13 protein-coding genes are annotated in these 24,253 nt (G+C 55.5%); 6 read left to right on the top strand and 7 right to left on the bottom strand.

Annotation, left to right across the window (positions count from 1 at the left end; all coding sequences use genetic code 11):
• From J2I47_RS23230 to J2I47_RS23220, 3 genes are all read left to right on the top strand, one after another.
• Positions 1-1,090, top strand: a 1,090-nt coding sequence (locus J2I47_RS23230; RefSeq protein WP_207367007.1) for a hypothetical protein, incomplete at its 5' end; no start/stop codon positions are given.
• Between the two features lie 97 nt (positions 1,091-1,187).
• A complete protein-coding gene (locus J2I47_RS23225; RefSeq protein WP_207367006.1) occupies positions 1,188-2,144 on the top strand; it encodes a hypothetical protein in 957 nt (318 codons plus the stop codon).
• Positions 2,145-2,156: 12 nt separating this feature from the next.
• Positions 2,157-2,483 (top strand): hypothetical protein, encoded by a 327-nt coding sequence (locus J2I47_RS23220; RefSeq protein WP_207367005.1) that lies wholly within the window; start codon positions 2,157-2,159, stop codon positions 2,481-2,483.
• Between the two features lie 22 nt (positions 2,484-2,505).
• Here the strand turns inward: J2I47_RS23220 and J2I47_RS23215 are convergent, their stop codons facing one another.
• A complete protein-coding gene (locus J2I47_RS23215) occupies positions 2,506-2,832 on the bottom strand; it encodes an SRPBCC family protein (protein ID WP_207367004.1) in 327 nt (108 codons plus the stop codon).
• 167 nt (positions 2,833-2,999) lie between these two features.
• Entirely contained in the window at positions 3,000-6,806 is a 3,807-nt protein-coding gene (gene metH / locus J2I47_RS23210) for a methionine synthase (protein WP_374759927.1), read from the bottom strand.
• A 274-nt stretch (positions 6,807-7,080) separates the two neighbouring features.
• Here metH and J2I47_RS23205 point away from each other — a divergent pair, with 274 nt between their 5' ends.
• Positions 7,081-7,953, top strand: a complete 873-nt coding sequence (locus tag J2I47_RS23205; RefSeq protein ID WP_207367002.1) for a Ppx/GppA phosphatase family protein — start codon at positions 7,081-7,083, stop codon at positions 7,951-7,953.
• Between the two features lie 24 nt (positions 7,954-7,977).
• Here the strand turns inward: J2I47_RS23205 and J2I47_RS23200 are convergent, their stop codons facing one another.
• The 3 genes from J2I47_RS23200 to J2I47_RS23190 all read right to left on the bottom strand — a co-directional run bounded on the left by J2I47_RS23200 (position 7,978) and on the right by J2I47_RS23190 (position 20,104).
• On the bottom strand, positions 7,978-8,232 hold the full coding sequence (locus J2I47_RS23200) for a DUF6582 domain-containing protein (protein WP_207367001.1): 255 nt from the start codon (positions 8,230-8,232) through the stop codon (positions 7,978-7,980).
• A gap of 197 nt (positions 8,233-8,429) precedes the next feature.
• Positions 8,430-17,342 carry a PKD domain-containing protein gene (locus J2I47_RS23195; RefSeq protein WP_207367000.1) on the bottom strand — a complete coding sequence of 2,971 codons (8,913 nt, stop codon included), beginning with the start codon at positions 17,340-17,342 and terminating at the stop codon, positions 8,430-8,432.
• A 443-nt stretch (positions 17,343-17,785) separates the two neighbouring features.
• Complete coding sequence (locus J2I47_RS23190; RefSeq protein ID WP_207366999.1) at positions 17,786-20,104, bottom strand: SdrD B-like domain-containing protein; 2,319 nt, start codon at positions 20,102-20,104, stop codon at positions 17,786-17,788.
• 243 nt (positions 20,105-20,347) lie between these two features.
• On the opposite strand from J2I47_RS23190, the gene J2I47_RS23185 reads away from it, so the two are divergent.
• Together J2I47_RS23185 and J2I47_RS23180 are read left to right on the top strand one after the other, a co-directional pair.
• Entirely contained in the window at positions 20,348-21,313 is a 966-nt protein-coding gene (locus J2I47_RS23185; RefSeq protein WP_207366998.1) for a GNAT family N-acetyltransferase, read from the top strand.
• 48 nt (positions 21,314-21,361) lie between these two features.
• Positions 21,362-22,252 carry an NAD-dependent epimerase/dehydratase family protein gene (locus J2I47_RS23180; RefSeq protein WP_207366997.1) on the top strand — a complete coding sequence of 297 codons (891 nt, stop codon included), beginning with the start codon at positions 21,362-21,364 and terminating at the stop codon, positions 22,250-22,252.
• Between the two features lie 12 nt (positions 22,253-22,264).
• On the opposite strand, the gene J2I47_RS23175 is transcribed toward J2I47_RS23180, so the two are convergent.
• Entirely contained in the window at positions 22,265-23,233 is a 969-nt protein-coding gene (locus J2I47_RS23175; protein WP_374759926.1) for an AAA family ATPase, read from the bottom strand.
• Positions 23,230-24,084, bottom strand: coding sequence for a peptide chain release factor N(5)-glutamine methyltransferase (gene prmC / locus J2I47_RS23170; protein WP_207366996.1), 855 nt, complete (start codon positions 24,082-24,084; stop codon positions 23,230-23,232). Before prmC ends, J2I47_RS23175 begins: the two co-directional genes overlap by 4 nt.
• Positions 24,085-24,253 lie beyond the last annotated feature (169 nt).

Here is a 24,253-nt window from a genome sequence, read left to right as displayed (position 1 = left end):
GTTATTAGATCATCGATATTATAATGGCGCTTTCAGAATTACTATCCTTAAGGCCCTTGATCGACTTAGTAAGCCTGATAATATTAAAGATTTTAGAAAGGAAAATGAGCATTTTAAACATGATATTGATAGCCTAAGCCGAATAAATACGCAAAATAAATCCCTCCTCAGTTCATTTAATGACGACGTTTCAGATGACTTACAAAAGTCGCTTCTTAGTAAAACAGTTTCCGCCTCTGGTACTACGACTGACAAAGACCTCTGCGCTGCATTTATCACTTATTCACAGATTGTATTTAAGCGATTCATTCGAGCTAGTCTTGACGGTCAGCGACGTCGCGACCAAGTACTCGAACTAGCCTATCAATTGTCTGATGAAATCAAAAATGTCGAACATGACGTTGATCAGACCTTTGGCGATGCCGACGGAGGGTATCATGCTCAAAATGCCATTATTTTAGGTCGATACCGAATTACTGATGAGCATATGCACAGTGTCGGCATATTGATCCGGAAACGTGCGTTTAATTTTGAAAATGACCCGCCCACACTTGTCGACACCGACAACCGTATCTATGGTAAAATAAACATTCGCAGTTCCCAGACGTTCATTCCAGAGTTTTCATTAGGTGTGTATTTTACCAATTTCTTTTACCCCATCTTTGGCACAAAAACGCTGACTGCTGAGCAAGCTAACATACTAAATGCGGTGCCCACCACGCCTAAATCAGTTTCGTATATAGCTGGGCAAACCGTGGTTGATGACGTTGTAAATCAGCAGGTGCCTGTTGTGGCTGCCGGTATGCTGAACCTAACCTTGAACGCATTCAATGGACTGGCGCACCCTTTTTTGCAGGTAGGCGTTGGCACGGGGAAAGCGTTGCCCTCCTTTTTGGCAGGCGGTGGCATCCGGCTGCGGTCGAAGGTGCCAATCATGTTGTCGCTAGGTGCAATCTGGAATTGGAAGAAGCAGTTCACTACGTTGGCCGTTAATCAAATCATTGCTGGACAAGCCGAACTGGAACGCGATTTACAAACTATTCTCGACCCAAAGCCCCGCTTCTATATTGGCATACAGATGCACTTATGAGACTAAGTTAAGGCCCCAAATAGTGTCACGCTTACGATAGATAACCGAGACTTTAGAACACTATCTTGTATGGTCAGCAAAATTGGTATCTTGCTTTATGCACCAATCAATATGTTCCTTCCGATTTTTACTGATCTGCCTCCTCCTGTTGTCCATTGCGGCCTGCCAACGGGCATACAAAGCCCCAATCGAGCAACTCCAAAAAAGTACCGCTGCGGCTACCACAGCTATTAGTACGTACTACAATGCGTTGAATCAGCAGGAGCGCGATTTGTATTTTTTAACCTTGCTGCTCAACCCTGGTCAGCGGGTGGAGGAGGTAAATGCGCAGGGAAAGGAAACGCCGCTGATGGCCGATGCCTTCGACCCCGCCGCTGTGCAGGCGCGCATTGCTTTGCTGGCACAGCTGTCCCTCTATGCTGATAACCTCTCGGCCTTGGCTGGCAACGAAGCACCCAAGCAACTCCGTACGAATATGGCCGCGCTGGGTAGCAGTTTGGGGGCTATCCAGACCACCTTTGCCGACTTGCAACGCCAACGCGCCGACGAGCAGGCCGCCGCCTATGTTTCACCTATCGGCACGTTGATTGGTATTGTTGGCGAAGCCGCCCTGGCCAATCAGCGTGATAAGGCTGTACGGCAAGCCATTTTGCAGGGTGAAGCACCCATTAACCAGCTCCTTGACTTTCTGACGAAAGATCTGGATCGCTACGTATTTCTGGCTCAGAAAACCGGCGACGACCAAAAACTGACGCAGCTGATGGTGGCCTACAACAACCTGGCCAACCGTAAAGCTATGCCCCACGAAGAGCTAAAGAAACGCCTTGCAGAGATTCAGCGCGCCGCCGAGCAACTGCGCCTCACCCGCACTAACCACCCCTCTGACGTGCTGCGTGCTCTGAAAAAAGCGCATGTCGCTCTGATCGGCGTGGCCAAGCAGACCAGCACGTTCGAGCAGTTTCAATCTACAGTATTCGCTTACGAAGCGCAGGTTGACACTTTTTTGAAAGCCGCCCAGCGCATCAACGAACTCCGCAAAGCTGATCACCCTTAAGGCCCTTTCCACATGAAAAAAATTGATACCGAGCAGTTAGCCGGGGCAGCGCAAAAGAGCTTTTCAATGGCCCGCGACGGGCGCCTCACGACGGTTCAGCAGACCAACATGCTCACACAGGGCATGCGACTGCGGGCGTCGCTCATTAGCGCCCTCTCGGCTGAATTTGCGGATAGTGTGAAGCAGGTAGATGAAGCCAATCAACAGTTGGCCGACCTCAACACCTGGCTCACCGAAACTAACACCGCCATTACCAAAATCGCCGACACAATAAAGCAAGCCACCACAACCGCTTCGCTGGTCGAGAAGTTATTGAAGAAAGCAGTATCGGTGTTGTAGTAACCCCAAGCGCGGTGTCGACCTAAAGACCTTGTGCGTTCTCGGCAACTTGCTTAATAAGGGAATTACGTTGGCGCAACAGGTTGGTCATGTACCGCTTCAGAAATAGCCAGTCGGCCAATAAGCCCAGAGGACCCAAAGGGGAGGTATAATCGAACATATCAATCATACGGGTGCCAGCACTGTGCGGCTCGAACAGATGCGTATGGTGCATACTGGCAAACGCCCCGCTAAGCATTTGATCTACAAACCGAACGGGTGATTCTATTGCCGTGATCTGCACCGTAAGGGTCTGATAAATACCAAAATACCTAGCCCGCCACGTTACGGTTTCTCCCAAGCTAATCAAACCCGACGTTCGCCCGGCAATCGCTTTCTCGTTCGTATAATGGTATAAGTACCCATCGCCACGCCCCCCGAAAGCATATAAGGAATACCATGCCGCTCCAATGAAGAACAGACATAGGCAAGCAAATCGCCAACACGCATTCTCTGGTCTTCCATTTTTCAAAAGTGTCAATACGCCAGCACCGGGGCGAGCCAGCGTTCGGCATCTTCGAGGGACATGTCTTTGCGGTGGGCGTAGTCGATGAGTTGGTCCTTGTTGAGCTTGCCCGTGGCGAAATACTTGGCTTCGGGGTGACTGAAATAGAACCCACTCACCGACGAAGCCGGGTACATCGCGAAGCTCTCCGTCAGCACAATACCCGCCCGGCCCGCGTCTAGCAGGTCAAAGAGCGTGGCTTTTTCGGTGTGGTCGGGGCAGGCGGGGTAGCCCGGCGCGGGACGGATGCCCTGGTACTTCTCACGGATCAATTCGTCGTTGCTCAGTTGCTCAGACGGCGCGTAGGGCCAGAACTCGGTTCGTACCCGTTTGTGCATCAGTTCGGTAAACGCCTCGGCTAGCCTATCAGCTAAGGCCTTGACCATGATGCTGTTATAGTCGTCATGATCCCGGTCAAACTTCTCCACTAAGGATTCGATGCCGATACCCGCCGTGACGGCAAATGCGCCAATGTAGTCTTCGCGGCCACTCTCCAGCGGGGCTACAAAGTCGGCGAGGCAGAGATTGGGCAGGCCCGCCGCCTTCATGTTTTGCTGCCGTAGGAAGTGGAGCACCGTCTTCGTGTCAAACAGCAACTCCCCCGCGGGCGTCACTGACGATTGCGATTGCGCTCTACTGATCTTGTATTCCGTGTGCAAGTGACTGCCGTGGCGTTCGCAGGGAATCTCACGCGCGAGTTCTTCGTATTCGTGAATGAGTACGTCGTCGTCGGTGGCGTTGGCGGGGAAGAAACCAATGACGGCCTTTGCACCCAGCGACTTGTCGCGGATGATTTCCTGTAAGAGCACGTTGGCATCGTCGTAGAGTTTTTTGGCCTCACTGCCCACCGTGGCATCCTCGAATATGGTGGGGTACTTGCCGCTTAGTTGCCATGTCTGGAAAAACGGTGTCCAGTCAATGAACTTCGCGATCTCATCCAGTGGGTAATCGTCGAAAACCCGGGTGCCGAGGAACGTTGGCCTGGTGGCCTCAAACGCCGACCAGTCGATGGCGACGCGGTTCTTGCGGGCCTGCTCAATTGTCAAGAGGTTTTTCTCTTTCTGCCGCTTGGCGTGGTCGTCGCGGAGCTTGGCGTACTCGGTTTTGATTTCCCCAAAAATCAGGTCGCGCGTTTCAACTTCGTTGCTCGTCAGTCGACCGGCCACAGGTACGCTCCGGCTGGCGTCGAGCACGTGAATCACTGGTCCCGAGTAATGCGGGTCGATCTTCACAGCGGTGTGAATGCGTGAGGTGGTGGCCCCGCCAATCAGCAGCGGAATGGTGAAGCCCTGCCGTTCCATCTCTTTTGCCACACCCACCATTTCATCCAGCGACGGCGTAATCAGGCCGCTGAGGCCAATAATGTCTACGTTGTGTTCGCGGGCGGCGTCCAGGATTTTCTGGGTGGGCACCATCACGCCGAGGTCAATGATCTCGTAGTTGTTGCAACCCAGTACCACACCCACTATGTTTTTGCCAATGTCGTGCACATCGCCTTTCACTGTCGCCAGCAGGATCTTCCCCGCCCCGGCGGCTTCGCCGACGGCCTTTTCAGCCTCAATGTATGGCGTCAGAATAGCGACGGCTTTCTTCATGACCCGCGCCGATTTTACCACCTGGGGCAGAAACATTTTGCCTTCGCCAAAGAGGTCACCCACCACGTTCATGCCATCCATGAGCGGGCCTTCAATCACGTGCAGGGGGCGCTCTACCTGTTGGCGGGCTTCTTCTACGTCCTCGTCAATGAACTCAGTAATGCCTTTGATCAGAGCGTGTTTCAGGCGTTCGCCCACGGTGCCACTGCGCCAGGCGTCGTCCACAACCACTTCCTTTCCTTTGCTTTTCACCGTTTCGGCAAAAGCCACCATGCGTTCGGTGGCGTCGTCGCGGCGGTTCAGCAGCACGTCTTCCACGTGTTCGAGCAGATCTTTCGGAATATCGTCGTAAATGGCGAGTTGACCCGCGTTCACGATACCCATGTCCATGCCGGCACGGATGGCGTGGTACAAAAACGCCGAATGAAACGCCTCGCGCACAGGTTCATTACCCCGAAACGAGAATGACACGTTACTCACGCCCCCGCTTACTTTTGCCAGCGGCAGGTTTTCCTTGATCCAGCGCGTAGCGTTGATGAAGTCGACCGCGTAATTGTTGTGCTCGTCAATACCGGTGGCAACGGTCAGAATATTCGGGTCGAAAATGATATCCTGCGGGTTGAACTGGACCTTATCGACCAGAATCCGGTAAGCGCGTTCACAGATTTCGATGCGCCGTTCGAACGAGTCGGCTTGCCCGACTTCGTCAAACGCCATTACCACCGTAGCCGCGCCGTAGCGTTTCACCAGGTTGGCCCGCTCGATGAAAGCGTCCTCCCCTTCTTTGAGCGAAATCGAGTTCACGATGGCCTTGCCCTGTACGCATTTAAGGCCTGCCTCGATCACCTCCCACTTCGAGGAGTCGATCATGACGGGCACGCGGGCAATGTCGGGTTCGGCAGCAATCAGGTTCAGGAAGGTGGTCATCACCTCCGCCGAATCAAGCATACCCTCGTCGAGGTTGACGTCGATGATTTGCGCACCGTTTTCCACCTGCTGACGTGCCACGGCCAGGGCCGCCTCGTAATCACCCGATTTAATCAGCCGGGCAAAGGCTTTTGAGCCGGTCACGTTGGTCCGTTCACCCACGTTTACGAAGTTGGTTAACTCCGTGATTTTCAACGGCTCCAGCCCGCTTAACTTCTGGTAGGGTTCCTGCTTTGGCTTAGGCCGGGGCTTATACTGCTTCGCCTTCTGGGCAATAGCGCGGATGTGGTCAGGTGTGGAGCCACAACAGCCGCCGATGATGTTGATGAAGCCGTCACGCATAAACCCGTCCACCTGGGCGGCCATCATTTCGGGCGTTTCATCATATTCACCAAATTCGTTGGGCAGGCCCGCGTTGGGGTAGGCCGACACAAAAAACGGAGCTTCCTTCGCTAATGTCTGAATGTAGGGCCGCATGGGTTCTGCGCCCAGAGCGCAGTTCAGGCCTACGCTCAGCAGCGGCAGGTGCGACACCGAATACAAAAACGCCTCGGTCGTTTGCCCCGACAATGTCCGCCCCGACGCATCGGTGATGGTGCCGGAGATCATTATAGGCAAGGAGGAAGGGGGGAAAGAAGGAACGGAGGAAAGGGTAATCGGCTGGTCAGCTCCTGTGGAGCTACCCGTTCCTCCGTTCCTTCTTTCCCCCCTTCCTCCTTCCTTAAAATACTTATCAATAGCAAACAGGGCCGCCTTCGCGTTCAGCGTGTCAAAAATCGTTTCGACCAGCAGAATATCCGAGCCACCATCAACGAGGCCCTCAATCTGTTCGTAGTAGGCATCCACAAGTTCGTCGAAGGTGACGGCGCGGTAGCCAGGGTTGTTCACATCGGGGCTGAGGCTTGCGGTACGGTTGGTGGGTCCCATTGCGCCGGCCACAAACCGGGGCTTGTCGGGGTTGGCACGCGTAAACTCATCGGCCACCTCGCGGGCAATCCGGGCCGACTCGTAATTAAGCTCATACACCAGGTCCTCCATGTGGTAATCGGCCATGGCGATGCGCGTACCGCTAAAGGTATTCGTCTCCACGATGTCGGAACCAGCCTCGAAATATTGCCGGTGAATGTCGGCGATAATGTCGGGGCGGGTCAGCGACAGCAGGTCGTTGTTGCCTTTTACGTCGTGCGGAAAATCGCGGAAGCGCTCGCCCCGGTAATCATCCTCGGTGAGGTTATACCGTTGGATCATGGTGCCCATGGCCCCGTCGAGGACAAGGATGCGCTGCTGGAGAAGGTCGGTGAGCTGTTGCAAAACGAGCCAATTTTTTCGTGGAAAAAGCTAATGACAAAAGGCCATCAACCCGGAAAAATACAAATTTAACGGTTAGCTGGTTGAATAGCTACCAACGCGCAGCCAGTGAGGAAGAATAAGCGTTTCGCTGTAGTTTTGCGCCTTGTTTAACGGAACGTTGCTGTTGCTCCGTTCCGATTTTAACCTCGCTTAGAACGAAGCAACGCTTCGTTGACCATTTATGAAACTTGCCGCTATCGACATCGGTTCCAACGCCGCCCGCCTGCAAATTTCGACTGTGCTGACCAACGACAGTGTGGTGAGTTTCAAGCGCGTAGAATACGTCCGGTTTCCGCTTCGGCTGGGACACGATGTCTTTACGCATGGTGCTTTAACTACCGAAAGTGTGCAGCGGACGGTGAAATTAATGCAGGCCTACAAGTTGCTGATGGAACTGCATGAGGTAGAAGGCTTTATGGCCTGCGCTACCTCTGCCATGCGCGAAGCTACCAACGGCCGCGAAGTAGTTGAATTGGTAAAGGCGCGTTCAGGTATACCGATTCAGATCATCGACGGGCAAAAAGAGGCTCAACTCATCAACAACGTGGTAGTTTTGGCCCTCGATGAGCGGCAAACCATCCACATTGACGTAGGAGGCGGCAGCACCGAACTGAACCTCTACAAGAACCGTATCAAGCTGAATTCCAGATCGTTCAAAATTGGATCGGTACGGCTATTGGAAGGAAAAGAGACCAGGGGAGCCTGGAAGAAAATGGAAGATTGGGTCGAAGAAAACGTCGATCCGTCGCAGCCGATTGTAGCCGTAGGCACAGGCGGCAACATTAGCAAGCTCTTTAACCTGGTGGCCAAAACGTCGGATACCACCACCACGCTGGCCGAAATTCAGCGAATGCACGACTACATTGCGGGTTTCAGCCTCGAGGACCGAATCAACAAACTTCGCCTCAACGCCGACCGTGCCGACGTGATCGTGCCCGCCGCTGAAATCTATCTTTCCGTGATGCACTGGGCGGGTGCCACCGAGATCGCCGTACCCGACCTGGGCCTCAAAGACGGCATCCTGCAAACGGTGTATCAGCAACTAAAAAAATAGCCACCAGAGGGTGGCTATTTCGGGCTAGTCCTGAATGTCGACGTCGTGTTTTTTCGCTGCTTTCCGAATGCGGTCTTTAATGACATCCACTTCGTCGGCGTCGTATTTGGCCGCGTTGTCTTTGTGATTGATATAACTCCACGCGGCCCGAACGTGCTCTGGCGTATCAATCGGGTACTTCTTGTTGGTGGGGTCGGCAAATTCTACATTGCCATATTTATGTTCACCCTCGGCGGGGGTCACGTCGTCGCGCTGGTCAATTTTTGGGTCCGTTTTCATGGTCTTTGAGTAGGTATAACGTGTATACTATTCGATTGGATAACGACTAACCGTAGGTAAGGTTTTCTCCTGTCTAGGCAGCGGGTCAAGGTGTTTTACTGCCTGCTTCCAGGGTTGATTGCCACCTGAAATGCGACGTGCCAATAACCATAAAGAAGCCCCAGCAGCGCTGCTGGGGCTTCTTTATGGTTTATCATTTACCGTTTCCGTCTAAGCACCAAAATTGGCACGCACTTGGGCGGTGGGCATACGCAGGGCGCGTTGGTGAACGAGATTACCTTATCGGCAAAACACCCCGACGCGTTGAATACCCGCACGACGTACGTTTTGGCCGCCCCACGGTCGATGTTCTGGATGATCTTGAGCAGGCCACCGCTGGCAGGTGGTAAAGGCGAGGCGGTCGCATAGCTGAGTGCGCCGGCGTAGATGGCTCCTTCTGTGTAATCGTACCGGTCCGTTAGTGCCACGCCAGCAATGCTCACAAAGCCATTTCCCTGCGAGACGATGCCGACACATTGCGCTTCCTGCACTGATAATGTCCAGGCGTTGGGTAAGGCATATACCGTTCCCTGCACCGAAGTGGTACTGTAGCAGCCTGTTTTGGTGTTGGTGACAGTTACGCTGTAAACGCCGCCGTTGGCCGTTACTGCGGCCGGCATAGTAACCGTTGCCTGCGTACTGGTGAACCCCTGCGGGCCGCTCCAGGCGTAGGTAACCGAACCGGTTTGTGAGTTGGCAATCAACGTCAGGGTTTGCCCCACGCAGGCACTACCCGACTGCGTCATAACGTCGGGCGGGGTAGTGTCGAGCAGCACTTCTGTGGTGGCGACCGATGAGCAGCTATTGCCCTGACTGGTAACGATCAGGGTATAAATGCCTGGCAGACTGACCACTGGATTCTGCTGATTTTTGCTACCCCCGGCAATGCCTGGACCCGACCACGTAAAGGCTACATTGGCGGAGGTCGACGCGCCCAGTAGCGTAACGGTTGGTTGCGAACAGGTAAGGGTGCCCCCAATGGCCGAAGCTCCCGGCAGCCCCTGGTCCTGCGAAACAGCCGCTATGGCCGTGGCCAGACAGCCATTATCATCATTCGTTAGCACCACTGTATACGCACCCGCCAGACCCACCGTTGGGCTGTTTTCGGTTGAACTGTAGTTGTTTGGACCCGTCCACAAGGCCGAATAGGCACCGGCTAAGCTGGGAGTAGCGGTCAGTTTTACGCTCCCGCTGGCGCAGGAAATGGTACCGCCCGTGGCTGTAACCGAAAACGAAGTAACGGTTTGTTGCACCAGCGCCGTAGCCGACTGTACACATCCGTTCGCCGCCGTGATACTCAGCACGTAGGAACCCGGCCCGTTGCTGGGGAAGGTCTGCGTAGCAGCACTCGTCGTGGCTGACTGCGGCCCACCGTTCAGGGCATAGCGATAGGAAGCACCAAACGCTGTCACCGTAGCCGTGAGCATAGCCGCTGGCTGCAGGCAGGTGATCGGTCCGCTATTAGTCAGCGTGACCTGTGGGGCAGCCGTGTTGGTTTCTACCACCGCGCTGGCAATGGCCGAACAGCCCGGTGGCGCATTGAATATATTGACTGTAAGGCTGTATATACCCGCCACCGAGGCGGAAAACGGAATGCTCAACTGCGACGATTTGCCAACTTCGCCCGTACTCCACTGGTAACTATAGGCAGCATTCACGTTGCTGAGCGATGCCGTCAGGCTCACCGTTGGGTCGCTGCAAGTGATAGGGCCGCTGGCTGAAACCGAAATAACAGGAGCCGTAAGCGTTTGCGACACTATGGTTGAGGCCGTAGCAGAGCAACCGTTGGGGGCCGTGACCGTGAGGCTGTAAGGGCCTGGTGTCAGCACCGATTTATAGAAGATACTGGATTCTGTCGTACCAGTCTCACCCGTGCTCCACCGATACTCGTGCATCATGTTCAAATGGCTGTTAATCGTAGCCGTAATCGTGACAAACGTTTGGTCGCAGGTGATGGGCCCGTCGTTGTCGAGCAAGAGTCCGGGAGCCATGGTATCATTTTCCAGCAGGGTAGCGGCCACAGCTGAACAACCGTTGGGGGCCACAATGGTGAGGCTGTACAGCCCCGCCGTGGTCGCAGGCAAGGTCAGCGCCGTAGCCGACGCCGTACCCGTGGTTGCCGTACCCACGGGACTGGTCCACTGGTACGCATAGCTGCCCACAGTACCCACCGTGGCCGACACTACCGCCGACAGCTTCACACAGGTAAGCGGCCCGTTGTTGGCCAGCAGCGCAGTGGGCGTAGTCAGATCATTTGTTACCGTGACCGCGGCCGTGGCCGTACAGCCATTGAGCGAGGTTACCACTACCGAATAGGTCCCTATGGTGCCTACGCTGAGGGTTGACCCAGTTGCGCCCGTACCTGTCGGGCCAGTCCAGCGGTAGGTTGTGCCGGCAGGGCTGGCCGTAGCCGTAAGCGTCGCCTGTGGGCGAGCGCAGGTAATTGGCCCGTTTAGGCTAACTGAAACCGTTGGAGCCACTGTGTTACTGAGTACTGACGTTGTGGCGGTGGCATAGCATCCATTGCTGTTCGTCACTGTGACAGAGTACGTGCCGGCAGCATCAACGGCTGTTGCCTGGGTTGGCGCGCTGCTGTTTCCGGCAAAGCCTGTGCTCCAGCGGTAGCTATAATTGCTTCCCGATATGTTGGTTGGTGCAGCCATCAGGGTCACCATTGTTTTGGTACACGTCAGCGGCCCGTCGCTGCTCAGGCTTACCGTAGGCGTGGTGGTATTGCTCAGCACCGTCGTGACACCGGTGGTTGAGCAACCATTGCTGCCCGTCACAGTGAGTGAATACGTCCCTGCCGCCGCCGTGAACGAGGCAACCGTTTGGCCGCTCGACCAGCGGAAGGTCACCGCCGTTGAGCTGGCCGCTGCCGAAATCAGCACAACTGGGTCGGCACAGCTAACAGGACCGTCGTTGTTGATTGTGATTTGAGGCACATTGGTATCCTGTATAACCGTGGCAGCATCCAATGCCGTACAGCCATTGGGCGCTGTGGCGGTCAGAATATAGGTACCTGCGGCACTTACCGTAGCCGTGGCCGTGTTGGCACCCGATACAATAATACCCCCGTTGTTGGCGGTCCACAAGTAGGTTACGCCTGGTGTACTGCTAGTACCTGTTAACGCGACGGTTGCCAGCGTACAGCTTAGCACTTTGTCAATACTGGCGCTAACATTCGGTATTGCATTATTCAGCGAAACACTCACCACATCCGTGGCTGTGCAGCCGTTGGGCGCTGTCACCGTCAGCAGGTAGGTACCTCCCGCGCTCACAGTGGGACTAGCCGTGTTGCCGCCCGACACAATGACCCCTCCACTGGTAGCACTCCACAGGTAGGTGGCACCGGGGGTGGTGCTACTGCCGTTGAGCTCCACGCTCGTCAGCGTGCAGTTGAGCACCTTGTCAGGGCCGGCATTGGCGTTGGGTAGGGTCAGGTCGCTGTCCACCACCACACTCGCTACCGCCACGCAGCCATTGGGGGCGGTTACACTCACACTGTAGCTCCCCGCCACGCTCACCGACAGGGGCACACTGCCCGGCTGCCCGGCGTTTAGGTTCACTGTGCCGCTGGCCCCGCCCGTCCAGGTATAGCCATAACTGCCCGTGCCGCTGCTGGCCGTGAGGCTGGCCGTCACTGTAGCCGTGGGGCTGGCGCAGCTAATGAGCCGATCGACTGAAGCGGTTGCCACGGGTACCAGCGTGTTGCTGTTGAGGGTTGCTGAGCCTACCACTGAACAGCCATTAGGCCCCGTCACGGTCAGCTGATAAGTACCCGACACGCTCACCACCTGACTCACCACCTGCGAGCCGGCCACACCCAAAGCCAGCGCAGATGTTGAGGTCAGGTTACTCCATTGGTAGACGTAACTGCCGCCCGCTGCCCCCGCCGTAACCGTGGCAGACAGAATAGCCGTGGCTTTGGCGCAAGTTAACGGGCCCGCTTGGCTCATGGTTACTGCAGGCAAACTCAGGTCCTGGCCTACGCTGGTACTAGCCGTGGTCACACACCCATTAGGAGCCGTGACCGTGACGCTAAACGTTCCCGCCGACTGTACAGTCAAACTCAGGCTGGTTACCTGGCTCGCCGTGAGCACTGTGTTTCCGGTGGTGCCAGTGCTCCACTGATACGTATACGTACCTGCCCCACTGCTGCCGGTCAGACTGGCGGCCAAAGTTGCGCTGCCACGGCTACACGTCAGGTCTCCGTTGTTGGTCAAAGACAAGACGGGGGCAACAATACGCTGGTCTACCACCACTGATGCACTGCTGCTGCAGCCATTAGCCGCCGTGATGGTCAGACTGTACGTACCTGAAGCGCTGACGGGGAGCGTCAATGTGCTGGCATTACCGGTACCCGTAACACCCGTGCTCCACCTGTATGTGTAGCTGCCTACATAGCTACTCACTAACGCCGACAAGATCACGCTGGTGCGCGAGCAACTCAGTGGACTGTTGCTCGACAGCGACAAAGCAGGCGTCAGTATGTCCTGGCCGACGGGGGTGCTGGCCTGAGCCGTACAGCCGTTGGGTGCCGTAACAACCAGCGTATAGGTTCCCGGCGTGGTCACACTCAGCGTAGCGCTGCTCGCCCCCCCACTCCAGCGGTAACTCACCGAGCCGGGGCTGGTTGTAGCACTCAACAACACACTGGTCCTGGCACATGTCAGCGGCCCGTCGTTGCTGACCGTCACCGTGGGCAAGCTGTTATCCAGGGTGACCAGGGCCGCATCCGTGGCCACACAGCCGTTAGGACCCGTTACTGTCAGCAGATAGGTACCCTCCGCGCTCACAGTGGGGCTGGGGGTGCCTCCGCCAGAAAGGATCACCCCGTTGGCTGTGCTCCACAGGTAGGTGGCACCGGGGGTAGTACTGCTGCCGTTGAGCACCACACTCGTCAACGTGCAGCTAAGCACTTTATCTACTCCCGCGTTGGCATTAGGGGGGGTGTTATTTAGTGTCACCACCATCACGTCCGTAGCGACACAACCGTTGGCGGCCGTCACCTGAAGCGTATACGTACCCGCCGCGTTGATGGTGGGCGTGGCTGTATTGGCGCCGTTCACAATGATACCCCCGTTGGAGGCCGTCCATGAATACGACACGTTGGACGTGGTGCTGCCACCCGCCAGTTGAATCAGCGTGATGGCGCAGGTCAGTTCACGGTCCGGCCCGGCATTGGCATTGGGTGGGGTATTGTCGGCCTGTATCGTGGTGGTGGTCACTGCGGTACAGCCATTGCTGGCCGCTGTAACCGTCAGGGTGTATATGCCCGCCGTAGTGGTTGTAAAATTCGACGCATTAGAAACGAACCCACCCGGTCCCGTCCAGGTCCAGCTTTGTAGCACCGGCACTGTTTTCGACACCGTCACGGCAGGTTTTAAGCAGGTAATTGGCCCGTCGTTTTGGGCCGAAATAACGGGGGTGATCGTATTTGCATTCACCGACGCCGTAACCCCCAGACTCAAACAACCATTGGCAGTAACCACCAGGGTATACGTACCCGGCGTGCTCACGGCAGGGTTTGCACCCGTCAGCACATTACCACCGGGCGCCGTCCAGCTATAGGTTGGGGTAGGCGAGGTTACTGACGAGGTACCCGTGAGCGATACCGTTGGCGAGGCACAGGTGATGGTTGCACCGGTAGCCGTGGCCACCGGAATGGGCTTCACCGTGACCTGATACACCACCGACGGGCGGCACGATGGGTCAGCAGCCGCGGGGTTCAGTAGCGCATAGATATAATATGTAGTGGGTGTCGTGCCCGCGTTAACTGGTAGCGAATAGCTGCCACCTGCCACAGTAAGGCTGTTGCTCGTGGGCGTACCGGTGCCAACGAGTGTCGTTGTGCCTGTGGGTGCATATGGATTGACCTGCACCACGTCAGACCGGTAAAACGTGATAGACGAAGTGCCGTTAGACGTTAAAGACAAGGTAGGTGTAAGCTGTCCCGAGCAGATCGAGAGGGATGTATTGCTGGTTTGCACCAGCGTGGGGCAGAATGTAAAGCCCACATCAAACGTGTGGTTATTCTGCCCGTATGCACCTGTAGTCAGGTTAATGATGGCATTGCCGCCCGAAATAGTGGCGTCAGAATCGATGTTATCAGTACCGTTGCTGCTCACGTTGGCCGTCGTCAGCGTCAGGTTTGTCAGGCCGGTTTGTACTATCGGAATACGAATCTGGTAGGCTGTAGCTGATGATAGCGGCAGCGTATATTGCGCACTGGGCGACGAATCACGAACCAGCGAACTAAAATAATATTGGCCGTTGGCATTGGTGGTTGCGGTAGCCACCAGGGTACTGCCCTGAAAGAGTTGTACCGTTATACCCGACAGAGCTGGTTCGCAGGGGTCCTGCCTGCCGTTGCCGTTGGTGTCGCGCCAAAGGTAGTTACCAATCTCAATAGGCGGAATAGCACAGAATAACTCCATGTCGCCCAGTCCCGTAGCCTTACCCGACGTGCCTTCCGACTGGCTATATATCTGAAATACACCCGTTTGCCCACCCGTGGTATTGCTCAGGTAAAGCATACCGTTGTTGAAGCAACACTGATACGAGTCCGTTGCTACCGTAATCACATTGCCCGAACCCGGTAGCAAGGCCAATGCACCCTGCGTGGCCTGGTCGTGGTCAATGGTTACGTCGCCCAGGTAGTATTCACCACCACCCGGCCCCTGCGTATTGCTGGCCCCCGCCGTTGTAATCAGTCCCGACGTGCCGTTGTTTTCCAGGGTCCAGTTGGTGAAACTGGCGTTAGGTGCCGACCGCAGAATGTCGCCGTTGGCGTAGCCATTGAAGAGGTCGTTATACCGGGCACCGTAGGTAGCATTGGCGGGGTTGGAGAAATAATAGTTCTGGTATCCCGACTGAAACCCGTTTCGGTCAATGAAGCCCATCAGCAGCGACCCGTCAACGTCGAACTCAATATCACCCAAAATGGGCTGCGACATAATCACTTGATTATTAGCCGCGTTGATCAGGAAATTTTGTTCAGGTGTTGTTTTCCACGAGTACCAGTCGGCCACTTCCGTGGGGTCGCTGTTGCTGCGCCCCCGGGTAAACGTTAAGCTGAACGGTTGCACCACCAGTGTTGGGTTCCCGCCAGCCACCGCCGGGTCGAGGGCATACACGAAGGCCCGTAGGTTAACCCGACTCTGCGACGCCTGCGCGTCACAAACCCAGCCTGAATACAACTTACCCCGCCAGCTTTTCAGACCCCACGGGCGGGCCACCCCCGTTCCGGCGGGGCAGTTGGCATCGGCGTTGATCGAAAACGACTGGTAATTGGCCGACGTAGGATTGATGGTCGGAATCGAATAGATCTTCCGGTCGAAAAGGTTGGTCACAAACAGCCGCGACCCATCGTCGGAAATATCAATATCGCCAAACGACGTTTTGCCGACAGCATCAAAGGCTGTTTCGTCGCGGTAGGTAAGGGTTTTACTGGCCGGGGCACTCGCCGCGTGCGGGTCGGTGCCCACGCTGATGCCAAGGTTGGCAAACTCAACAAACGTCGCGGTAGGGGTAGCTGCACTGGCAAAGTCAGTGACGTAGATGCCGTCAATACCCGCCGGGCCATAGGTAGAATGCCGTTTGGTAACCGACGCCGTGTACAGCTTTTTGCTAAACTTATTATAAGCCACGCCCCATGTTGCCCCAATCTGACTGGCCACGGCAATTTTGGTGGGGCCCGTGTCGGCGTTTCGGGCCAGGGCAGGAAACGTAACCAGGGCAGGTTCGGTACCGGCGGTGCCTCCACCCAGCGCATCGCCGTTTACGTAGCACGGGATAGCCATAATGGGGTTGGGACCACAGTATTCACCAGGGTCGTTCAGCGCCAGATTGGCACAATTGCCCGGCGTTATAAACTGCACCGTGGTACCATTATCGGCCCCCACCACACTAGGCGAGAGGTAAGCAGGAATGCTCGAAAACTCAATCCGGTATTGGGTGCCCGTGGTAAGGCCCGTCAATGTATACGACCCTACGTCAGTGGTGCTGGTGGTGGCTACGGCGGTGCCGTTACAGTCATAGGCCGTTACGGTAACACCCGCTATTCCCACTTCGCCAATGCTCACATTGGCTCCCGAACTGTTGCGCAGCCCGTCTTCACTAAAGTCACGGTACACCTGCCCCGATACCTGCCCGGCGGCCACGGCAGCACAAAGCGGCTGCACGATAGCGCATTTGCCGGCGTTGAAATTCTGACTTACCTCTGCGGCCGAAATGCCCCGGTTGTAGATCGCTGCCAGATAGAGCGTTCCCGACCAGGGGCGGTCATACGATACTTCATTACCAATTGTGAGCAGGTCATCTTCCCAGTTGCTGAATGAGCCGGGGCGTGTACCCGTATAGACCGACACCCCATTCAGGTAAACGGCTTCATTACCCGCCGCATCGCGCGTGAACACCAGGTGCTGCGGCGACGTTGTTGATGCCCCACCCACGTTGATTTGCGGCGAGGTGCCGTTCAGGTCCGGTGACGTGGTGTTAGGGGCAGCATCGGTACGGACCCGGACCACATAGTTACCGTCTTCCTGCGCCAGCATGAAATCACGAACGCCCACGCTCGACGACATGGTCATGATGCGGGCCGGCAGCCCCGGACCTACGTTGGTGATAGCGGCGGGCTGCAGCCAGGCTTCGAGGGTCAGGCCGGTACCCAGCACTGTCGATTTGGTTGCCAGTGCTTTGGCCGTTGATTGAATCGCCACACCCGAAAAATTCTGCACGTTGGTGGCTGTATTGTTGATCGTTAAACCGCACCCCGACGGTACCCAGCTTGTCAGGCCAGGGTTATAAATCTTCAGGTCAAGTGGCTGGCCTGCCCGCGATACATCATAAACCGTATTACCGCTGCCTTCCTGAAAATTGTACAACATAACCTGCCCCGACGTGACCCGTTGCTGCGCCTGAACAGCCACAACAACTAATACAACAGGCAGTATTGCCAGCAGAAAGCGCCGTTTTAATGCCTTCCACGCCAATGAGGTACTGGCATAGTTATTGTCACGCAGAAGGCAACACTTGTCATTATAGTTGGCGAGGAGAGGTATTATCATGGCTGGGCGGGTGTGCGGTTATTTTTACTCAATTCAGCGCCTGTATCTACTCAACTTTTCGGCGCAAAAGGAACACGCTCATACACGGCGATTGCGTTTCCATCAAAGGCAACGAAAATAAACAAATGACTGACGGTCAATGGCTTATCCAGAGAGTGTGTGTAGCTATAGCATAGCCTGTACTAAGCTATGCGTACTGACCAGCCATCAACGTAGTTTACTTACTGTCGTTTGTGTTTATTTGCTCCTTTTTATGGTCTGCTCGAGTGTTTCAGTTAATACTTAGGCAACGGCAAAATTTGTACCCGTTTTTGTACTCATACATTTAACTCAGTCTATTCTCATGGTATGAGCTAATTTTTTGGTGTTTACGAACTACCCCTAACGCAGCAAGGCCCGATGGTTTTCCATCGGGCCTTGCTGCGTTAGGGGTAGTGAAGCTATTATTTAATTCGTCGGCTGCTGATTGGCAGACAGGCAGTACTCTCCCAGCATGGCCCGGTGTCCTGCGCGCCAATGTCGAGCGTGTTGATGATCTGACCGGGTACAGTAAGCACAAAGGGCATCACCGCCAGCCCGTCGAGCGGGGTATTTGTGCCCGACAACAAGAAAGCATCTGAGTCATTGGCAGTTGCATTAGGACCTACACCCAGATTCCAGCCGGTGAGGCCATACATTCGGGCACCCACAACGAGGGACTTCCTGGCTAGCTGAAATTGCAGATTGGCCTGGCCATAACCCGCCACAATGTAGTAGGGCGTATTAAGGGCCAGCGAAAGGCCGTTGCCCGTCTTGAACCGATAAAGGCCATTTTGATCGGTGGTGGTGCTCGCCACCCACTGTCCGCCAGCGGTGTAGATTGCCACCGCCAATCCCGGCAGCGGAGCTTCGCTGGGATCCTGAACACCGTTGCCGTTGGCATCGGTCCAGGCCCGATTACCAATCTCCGACGACGGCGCATCGCACAGAGGTGTCAGCTGACCGGTGCCATTGGCCGTGCCAAACGTAGACCGTGGATGGGTGTACTGCGGCGAATCGGTGGTGGAGGTAGGGTCACTGTATACTTCATAACGGCGGGTACCCTGGCCCGTGTACAGGTCGAAAACAGCCGTCCCCCCCGACCAGGTTGCCAGTGGATTATAGAGCGTCACATAGAGATCGCCCAGGCTGGCGTTACTCATGAGTGAGCCGGTAAATGTCTCTTCGTTCTGCGTCGAATAATTGTCATTGCCGTAGAATTCGCCGCCCATGTCGGCCGGAAAAGCGGGGTCACCAGGGCCTTGTCCGTTCATGCTGCCAGAGCCGGTATTGGCACCTGCCGAACCGTCCATTTCCAGATAATACGTGTCGTTGACCAAAGCAGCCCGCAACAGATCGCCACCGGGGTAGCCGCTGTATACGGTCAACGGCGTGGGTGCAGTCTCGGTGGGTGCGGGCTGGTTACGGCCGGTCTGGTGCCCGGTGCGGTCCATAAAACCCAGGATCATGGCTCCTTCGGCATCGAAACTGATCGACGACAGCATGGGCTGCGGACGAGCCACCCGATGCAGGGCCGGGGTTGTGTTGACATTTAGGGAATTGGTAGCAAAATCGGCCCAATTGTCGCTCCACGGTTCCCAATATTCGCCCAGCGACGGAGTCCCCACTGTAGCCCAGCCTTTGCGATAGGTAAGCGGCACGGTGATAACCGGCGTTGGATCGAAGCTGTTGGTGGTCAGATCAAAAGCATACACGCAGGCCTGAAGATCGGCCCGGAGGTGGCTTTTCGAGGCGTCGTTGACTATACCTACATACAGTTTGCCCTGGTGATAAGTCACAGCCCAGGGCCTGTTTTCGCCTTTGTCGGTGTTTGTTTGAGGTATGGGATAGCTGGTAAATAAGGCCGGCGTAATCAGTGCCGCCGACTTTAGCGGCGAACCCACCGCGATGCTCACCAGCGTTTTTTCGTAGGCGTTGATCACCCAAAGTCGGTCTTCGCGCGGGGTGAATGTGGCCCCACCAAAACCAACTTTGCCCACGCGCGAAAACGCCGCGGCATCTACGCTCGTGGTGCTGTAGGATTGCGGCAACGTGCGTCCCGACAGTATCGACAGATCGGCCGGTGACGCCAGGGTAAGGTATTGCCCCGCGTCGAAGTAAGCGGTTGACGTGGCCGTGCTGGGGTTGGTCAGATAAACACCTCCCAAACCAAGTGGTCCCAGGGCGGCGTGGCGTTTCAGCAGCGAAAACGAAATGAGCTGACTCGACTGCCGCTGCCAGGCCGATCCCCAGACGGCTCCTATATCTGTACCTTTACCGATGGGCTTAGGCTGTTCGGCAGACAAAGTAGGTTGACCTGACGACGTTGCCGCAAATGTGACAAGGGCATTGCTGGTGGGTTGAACACTGCCCTGATAGTAGATGGGTAACGCGAGTTGAGGTACGGCCTGACAATAATCGGCGGGGTCGCTGACCCCGTATAGCACCGTGCTGGTAGGTGCCTGTACAAACTGCACCGACGAACCCGTTGTGGCGGAGGCGTCGTAGACAAATAGCGTAGTTTCAGGGGTAAATTCGAGGCGGACTTTTTTGCCGTAAGCAATTGTACTGGCGGCAAAAATGAAGTTACCATCCCCATCGGTGTTGGTTGACAGGGGCTGGCTCACGCCGTCTACATAAGCCAGCACAACCATGCCCGGCACGCCCGGTTCCTTAGCCGATCCGGTGGCCTGCTGACCGTCGCGGTTATAGTCACGAAAGACAGTACCACTTACCTGAGCCATTGACGCAGAGGCACTTAAGAGTAAGCACAAAATCAATGGATTTAGTAGCTTATGTACGCCGGGCAATGAATTTCCTGGCCGCCGGGTACACCTATACCGGGCAGAACCAACGGGGTCCTGAATCATGGGGATCACATTTACGGGGCTGCACTTGCCCTCAAACGAAAACCGTGCCAACTTGCTAACATATGGGCATTTACACATGTTAACTAATACTCTATCGACTTACCATTTTGAACCAGTATGCATCAATTCGTCACTTATCCATCGCCACTACCAGCATCGCTGCCGCCCTTCAGCGAAGCCGGTTTTTTGGTCAATCAGCCAGCGCAGTTGATGGCTCAGTCGAAGGAGGATTGCTGGCTGGTTTGTGCTGTAAATGAACAGGGTATGGCCGATATCCGTTGCGCCCTGTTTTCCGACAACAACCTGGCTATCAGCCCTTTGCGGCATTCATTCGGTTCTGTCGAATTCATCAATAACCTGCCCGACGACCTACTCACCGACTTTCTGGATGCCTTGGAGCAAGCCGTCAGGAGGGCTGGGCTAATGGGTTTACGGCTGGTGCATTATCCACGTGCCTATGCGCCCCGGCAAACCGATCAATTACTGAGGCAGCTTATTGACCGGGGGTACCGAGTCGTAGACGAACAATGTAATTTTCACCTAGAAATTTCCGGTAAATCGTTTCGCGAAGGACTGCACAGTTCGGCCCGTCGACGACTTGCCAAAAGTCAGCGAGCCGATTTGGTAGCCCGACACTGGCCTACGCCCGACATTGACAGGGTCGTTTCTTTCCTCGAAGCCAGCCGCCGGGCGCAGGGATACGCCCTTACAATGCCTACCGACGCGTTACGCCACTGGCTCAGCACGGCCCCCGAAGATTACCTGGTCTTCGGCGTTTTTGACCAGGACGATACCCCGGCTGCCCTGACGGTGGCCGTGCGCATGCGCACCGATATTCTTTATAATTTCCTCCCCGCCGACAACGCTGATTACCGCCCGCTGAGTCCCGCCATTCTGCTCACCGAGTGTCTCTATCATTACTGTCAGCAACACCAGTTTCGCCTTCTCGACCTCGGCATCTGCGTCGACGAAAACCGCAATCCCAAACCCGATCTCATGCGCTTCAAACGCAACCTCGGCGCCGAAGAATCGGAGAAGGTAACGCTGGAGAAGGTGGAGCAACGTACTAACGAGATAACTTAGCATCTTAAAAAGAAGCAACATCCTGTTCTGATCGTTTTACTGGTGCATATGCGAATCATTCTTACGGGCAGTTCTGGGCGGGTCGGTCGCGCTATTGTCAACGCGCTGGCTCCTCAACATGAGGTAATAGGTATTGATCGGTCACCTTTCTCAACCACCCGGATAACTGCCGATTTCGCCGATGTTGCGTTGCTAACCAAAGCGATGGATGGCGCAGACGCAGTGATACACACAGCAGCCCTTCATGCGCCTCATGTGGGCGTTGTACCAGATAGTGAGTTTAACAGAATCAATGTAGAAGGCACCCGACTGATTATCGAGGCGGCCCAGGCGGCAAAGGTTCGTCGCCTTGTTTTTACCAGCACAACGGCTCTTTTCGGTAAAAGTGTAGAGGACGGTACAGCTGCCTGGGTGACAGACGACACCGTTCCGCAGCCACGTAGTATTTATCACCACACCAAATTAGCCGCCGAAGCATTACTTCAGCAGGCAGCCAATGACGAGCTTGCGGTGCGCGTTATCCGTATGTCGCGCTGTTTTCCAGAAGAAGCAAACCTGATGGCACTTTATCGTATGGCGCGGGGCATAGACGTACGGGATGTGGCCAGCGCGCACATGGCTGCGCTGACCAACAGGGGGCCAGCCTACCAACGGTACATCATATCGGGAGTAACACCCTTTAAGCCCGACGATTGCCAACGCCTCGTCAGTGATCCTGGAGCCGTATTATGGGAGCGTGCGCCTACCTTGATGCGTGCTTTTCAAGATCGTGGCTGGCCGTTGCCGACGTCAATTGATCGGGTTTACGCTGGAACCGAAGCGAGAATACACCTCGGCTGGCAGCCTCATTACGGGTTTGAAGAAGTGTTGGCACAACTAGACCGTGGTAGCTTAGAGGTGCTTCCGGTTGGTGCAATAACCATGCAACGGAACGAATAACAGCTACTTCCCCTACCCTATCGCTACTTTTTTCAGGATCGAATCGATGATCTGGAGGGAAGAGATACCGTCGGCTTCGGCTTCGTAGTTGAGCAGTACGCGGTGATTGAACACATCGGGGGCCACTTCTTTGATGTCGTCGGGCAGGACATAATCGCGCTGATCGAAGTAGGCAATGGCTTTGGCAGCCAGATTCAAATGGATACTGGCCCGGGGCGACACGCCGTACTGAATGTAGCGGGCTTCGTCGCGGAGGCCGTAGTCGAGGGGGCGGCGCGTGGCAAAAACCAGCTCGATGATGTAGCGTTCGAGGCTTTCGGAAATGGCCACCTGGTTGATTTCGTTGCGGATATTGGCAATATCGTCCTTATCGAGCATGGGCTGCACCTCGTAGTCGAAGTTCAGGTTCGACATCCGCCGCATCACCTCCAGTTCTTCATCTTTGGTGAGGTAGTCCACGAACACCTTCATCATAAACCGGTCTACCTGCGCTTCGGGCAGCGGGTAGGTTCCCTCCTGTTCAACGGGGTTTTGGGTGGCTAGTACCAGAAAAGGCCTGTCGAGCACAAAGGTCTCTTCGCCAATGGTCACCTGCTTTTCCTGCATCGCCTCCAGCAACGCCGACTGCACCTTGGCCGGCGACCGGTTGATCTCGTCGGCCAGGATCAGGTTGGCGAAAACGGGGCCTTGTTTCACTTCAAAATCAGACGTGCGCTGATTGAAAATCATGGTCCCGATCAAGTCAGCGGGAAGCAGGTCGGGCGTGAACTGGATACGCTGAAAATCGAGTTGCAGGACCTTCGCCAGCGTATTGATGGTCAGTGTTTTGGCCAGACCGGGCACGCCTTCAAGCAGGATGTGACCACCCGTAAAGAGGCCAATCAGTAACCGGTTTAGCAGCCGGTCCTGCCCCACCACTACGTTGCCGATTTCGGCCCGTACCTGCTTTATCTGGGTATGATACATGGGTGACGTGATCATCGGCTGGCGCGAACGGTACGGTCTTTTCCGTGAATATCTTTATACACCTGCACCTGCGAAAAACCCCGTTCGCTGAACACCGCCTTGGTATCGTCGCCGAAGCGTTCGTTGATTTCTACGTAACACATTCCCTTGTCAGACAAGTGTTTAGCGGCAAAATCGGCCACGGCTTTATAGAAAATCAGCGGATCGGCATCGTCCACAAACAGGGCCATGTCGGGTTCGTAGTCCAGTACATTGCGGTCCATCTGGGCGGCTTCGGAGCGGGTTACGTAAGGGGGGTTGCTCACCACGCAGTCGAACTGCCCCACGCCCCCGGCAGGTACGTTGAGAATATCCTGAATCTGAAAATTCACGTCGGCATTAAGCTTATCGGCGTTGCGGCGAGCCAGGGTCAACGCCTCTTCCGACACGTCCCAGCCCGTCACATCCGACTGCGGCAGGAATCGCGCCAGGGTCACGGCCAGGCAACCGCTACCCGTACCGATGTCCAATACGCTGACGGGCCGTTCCATTTCGTCGCCAAAATCGTGCATGATCAGGCGGATGAGGTCTTCGGTTTCGGGGCGGGGAATGAGCACGTCGGGCGACACTTCAAATTCCAGTCCGCAAAAAATGGTGGTGCCAATGACATGCTGAATAGGCTCCTGCCGGTTCAGCCGTTCAATGACCCGAAACCAATCGGGTTCGGTGCGGTTGGCGGGCAGAGGTTTGTCGGAAAGCACGTCGGCTTTGCGGAGGCCGAAATAATGGTCAAGCAGCATAAAGGCCATTTCCCGCGCCTCTTCGGGCGGGTAGGCGGTGATGTTACGGCTGAGTTGCTGGTAAAGCGGTCGGGCGGTACTGGCCATACGACGAAAAGGAGTTTCGCCAAAAGTAGGGAAAATATGGGGGACGCTGGATGTTGGATGTTGGGTACTGGATGTTAGATATTGGACGCTGGCAAAGCTTGGAGCGAGAAGTCGGCATCCAACCAGCGTCCAGTATCCAGCATCCAACGTCCTTATTTAACCCACAAAA

Origin of the sequence: Fibrella rubiginis, from assembly GCF_017353185.1 — a bacterium.
GTDB classification, from domain to species: Bacteria; Bacteroidota; Bacteroidia; order Cytophagales; family Spirosomataceae; genus Fibrella; species Fibrella rubiginis.
Note: the sequence above shows the minus strand (reverse complement) of the source record. Positions and strands in the feature narration are given on the sequence as shown.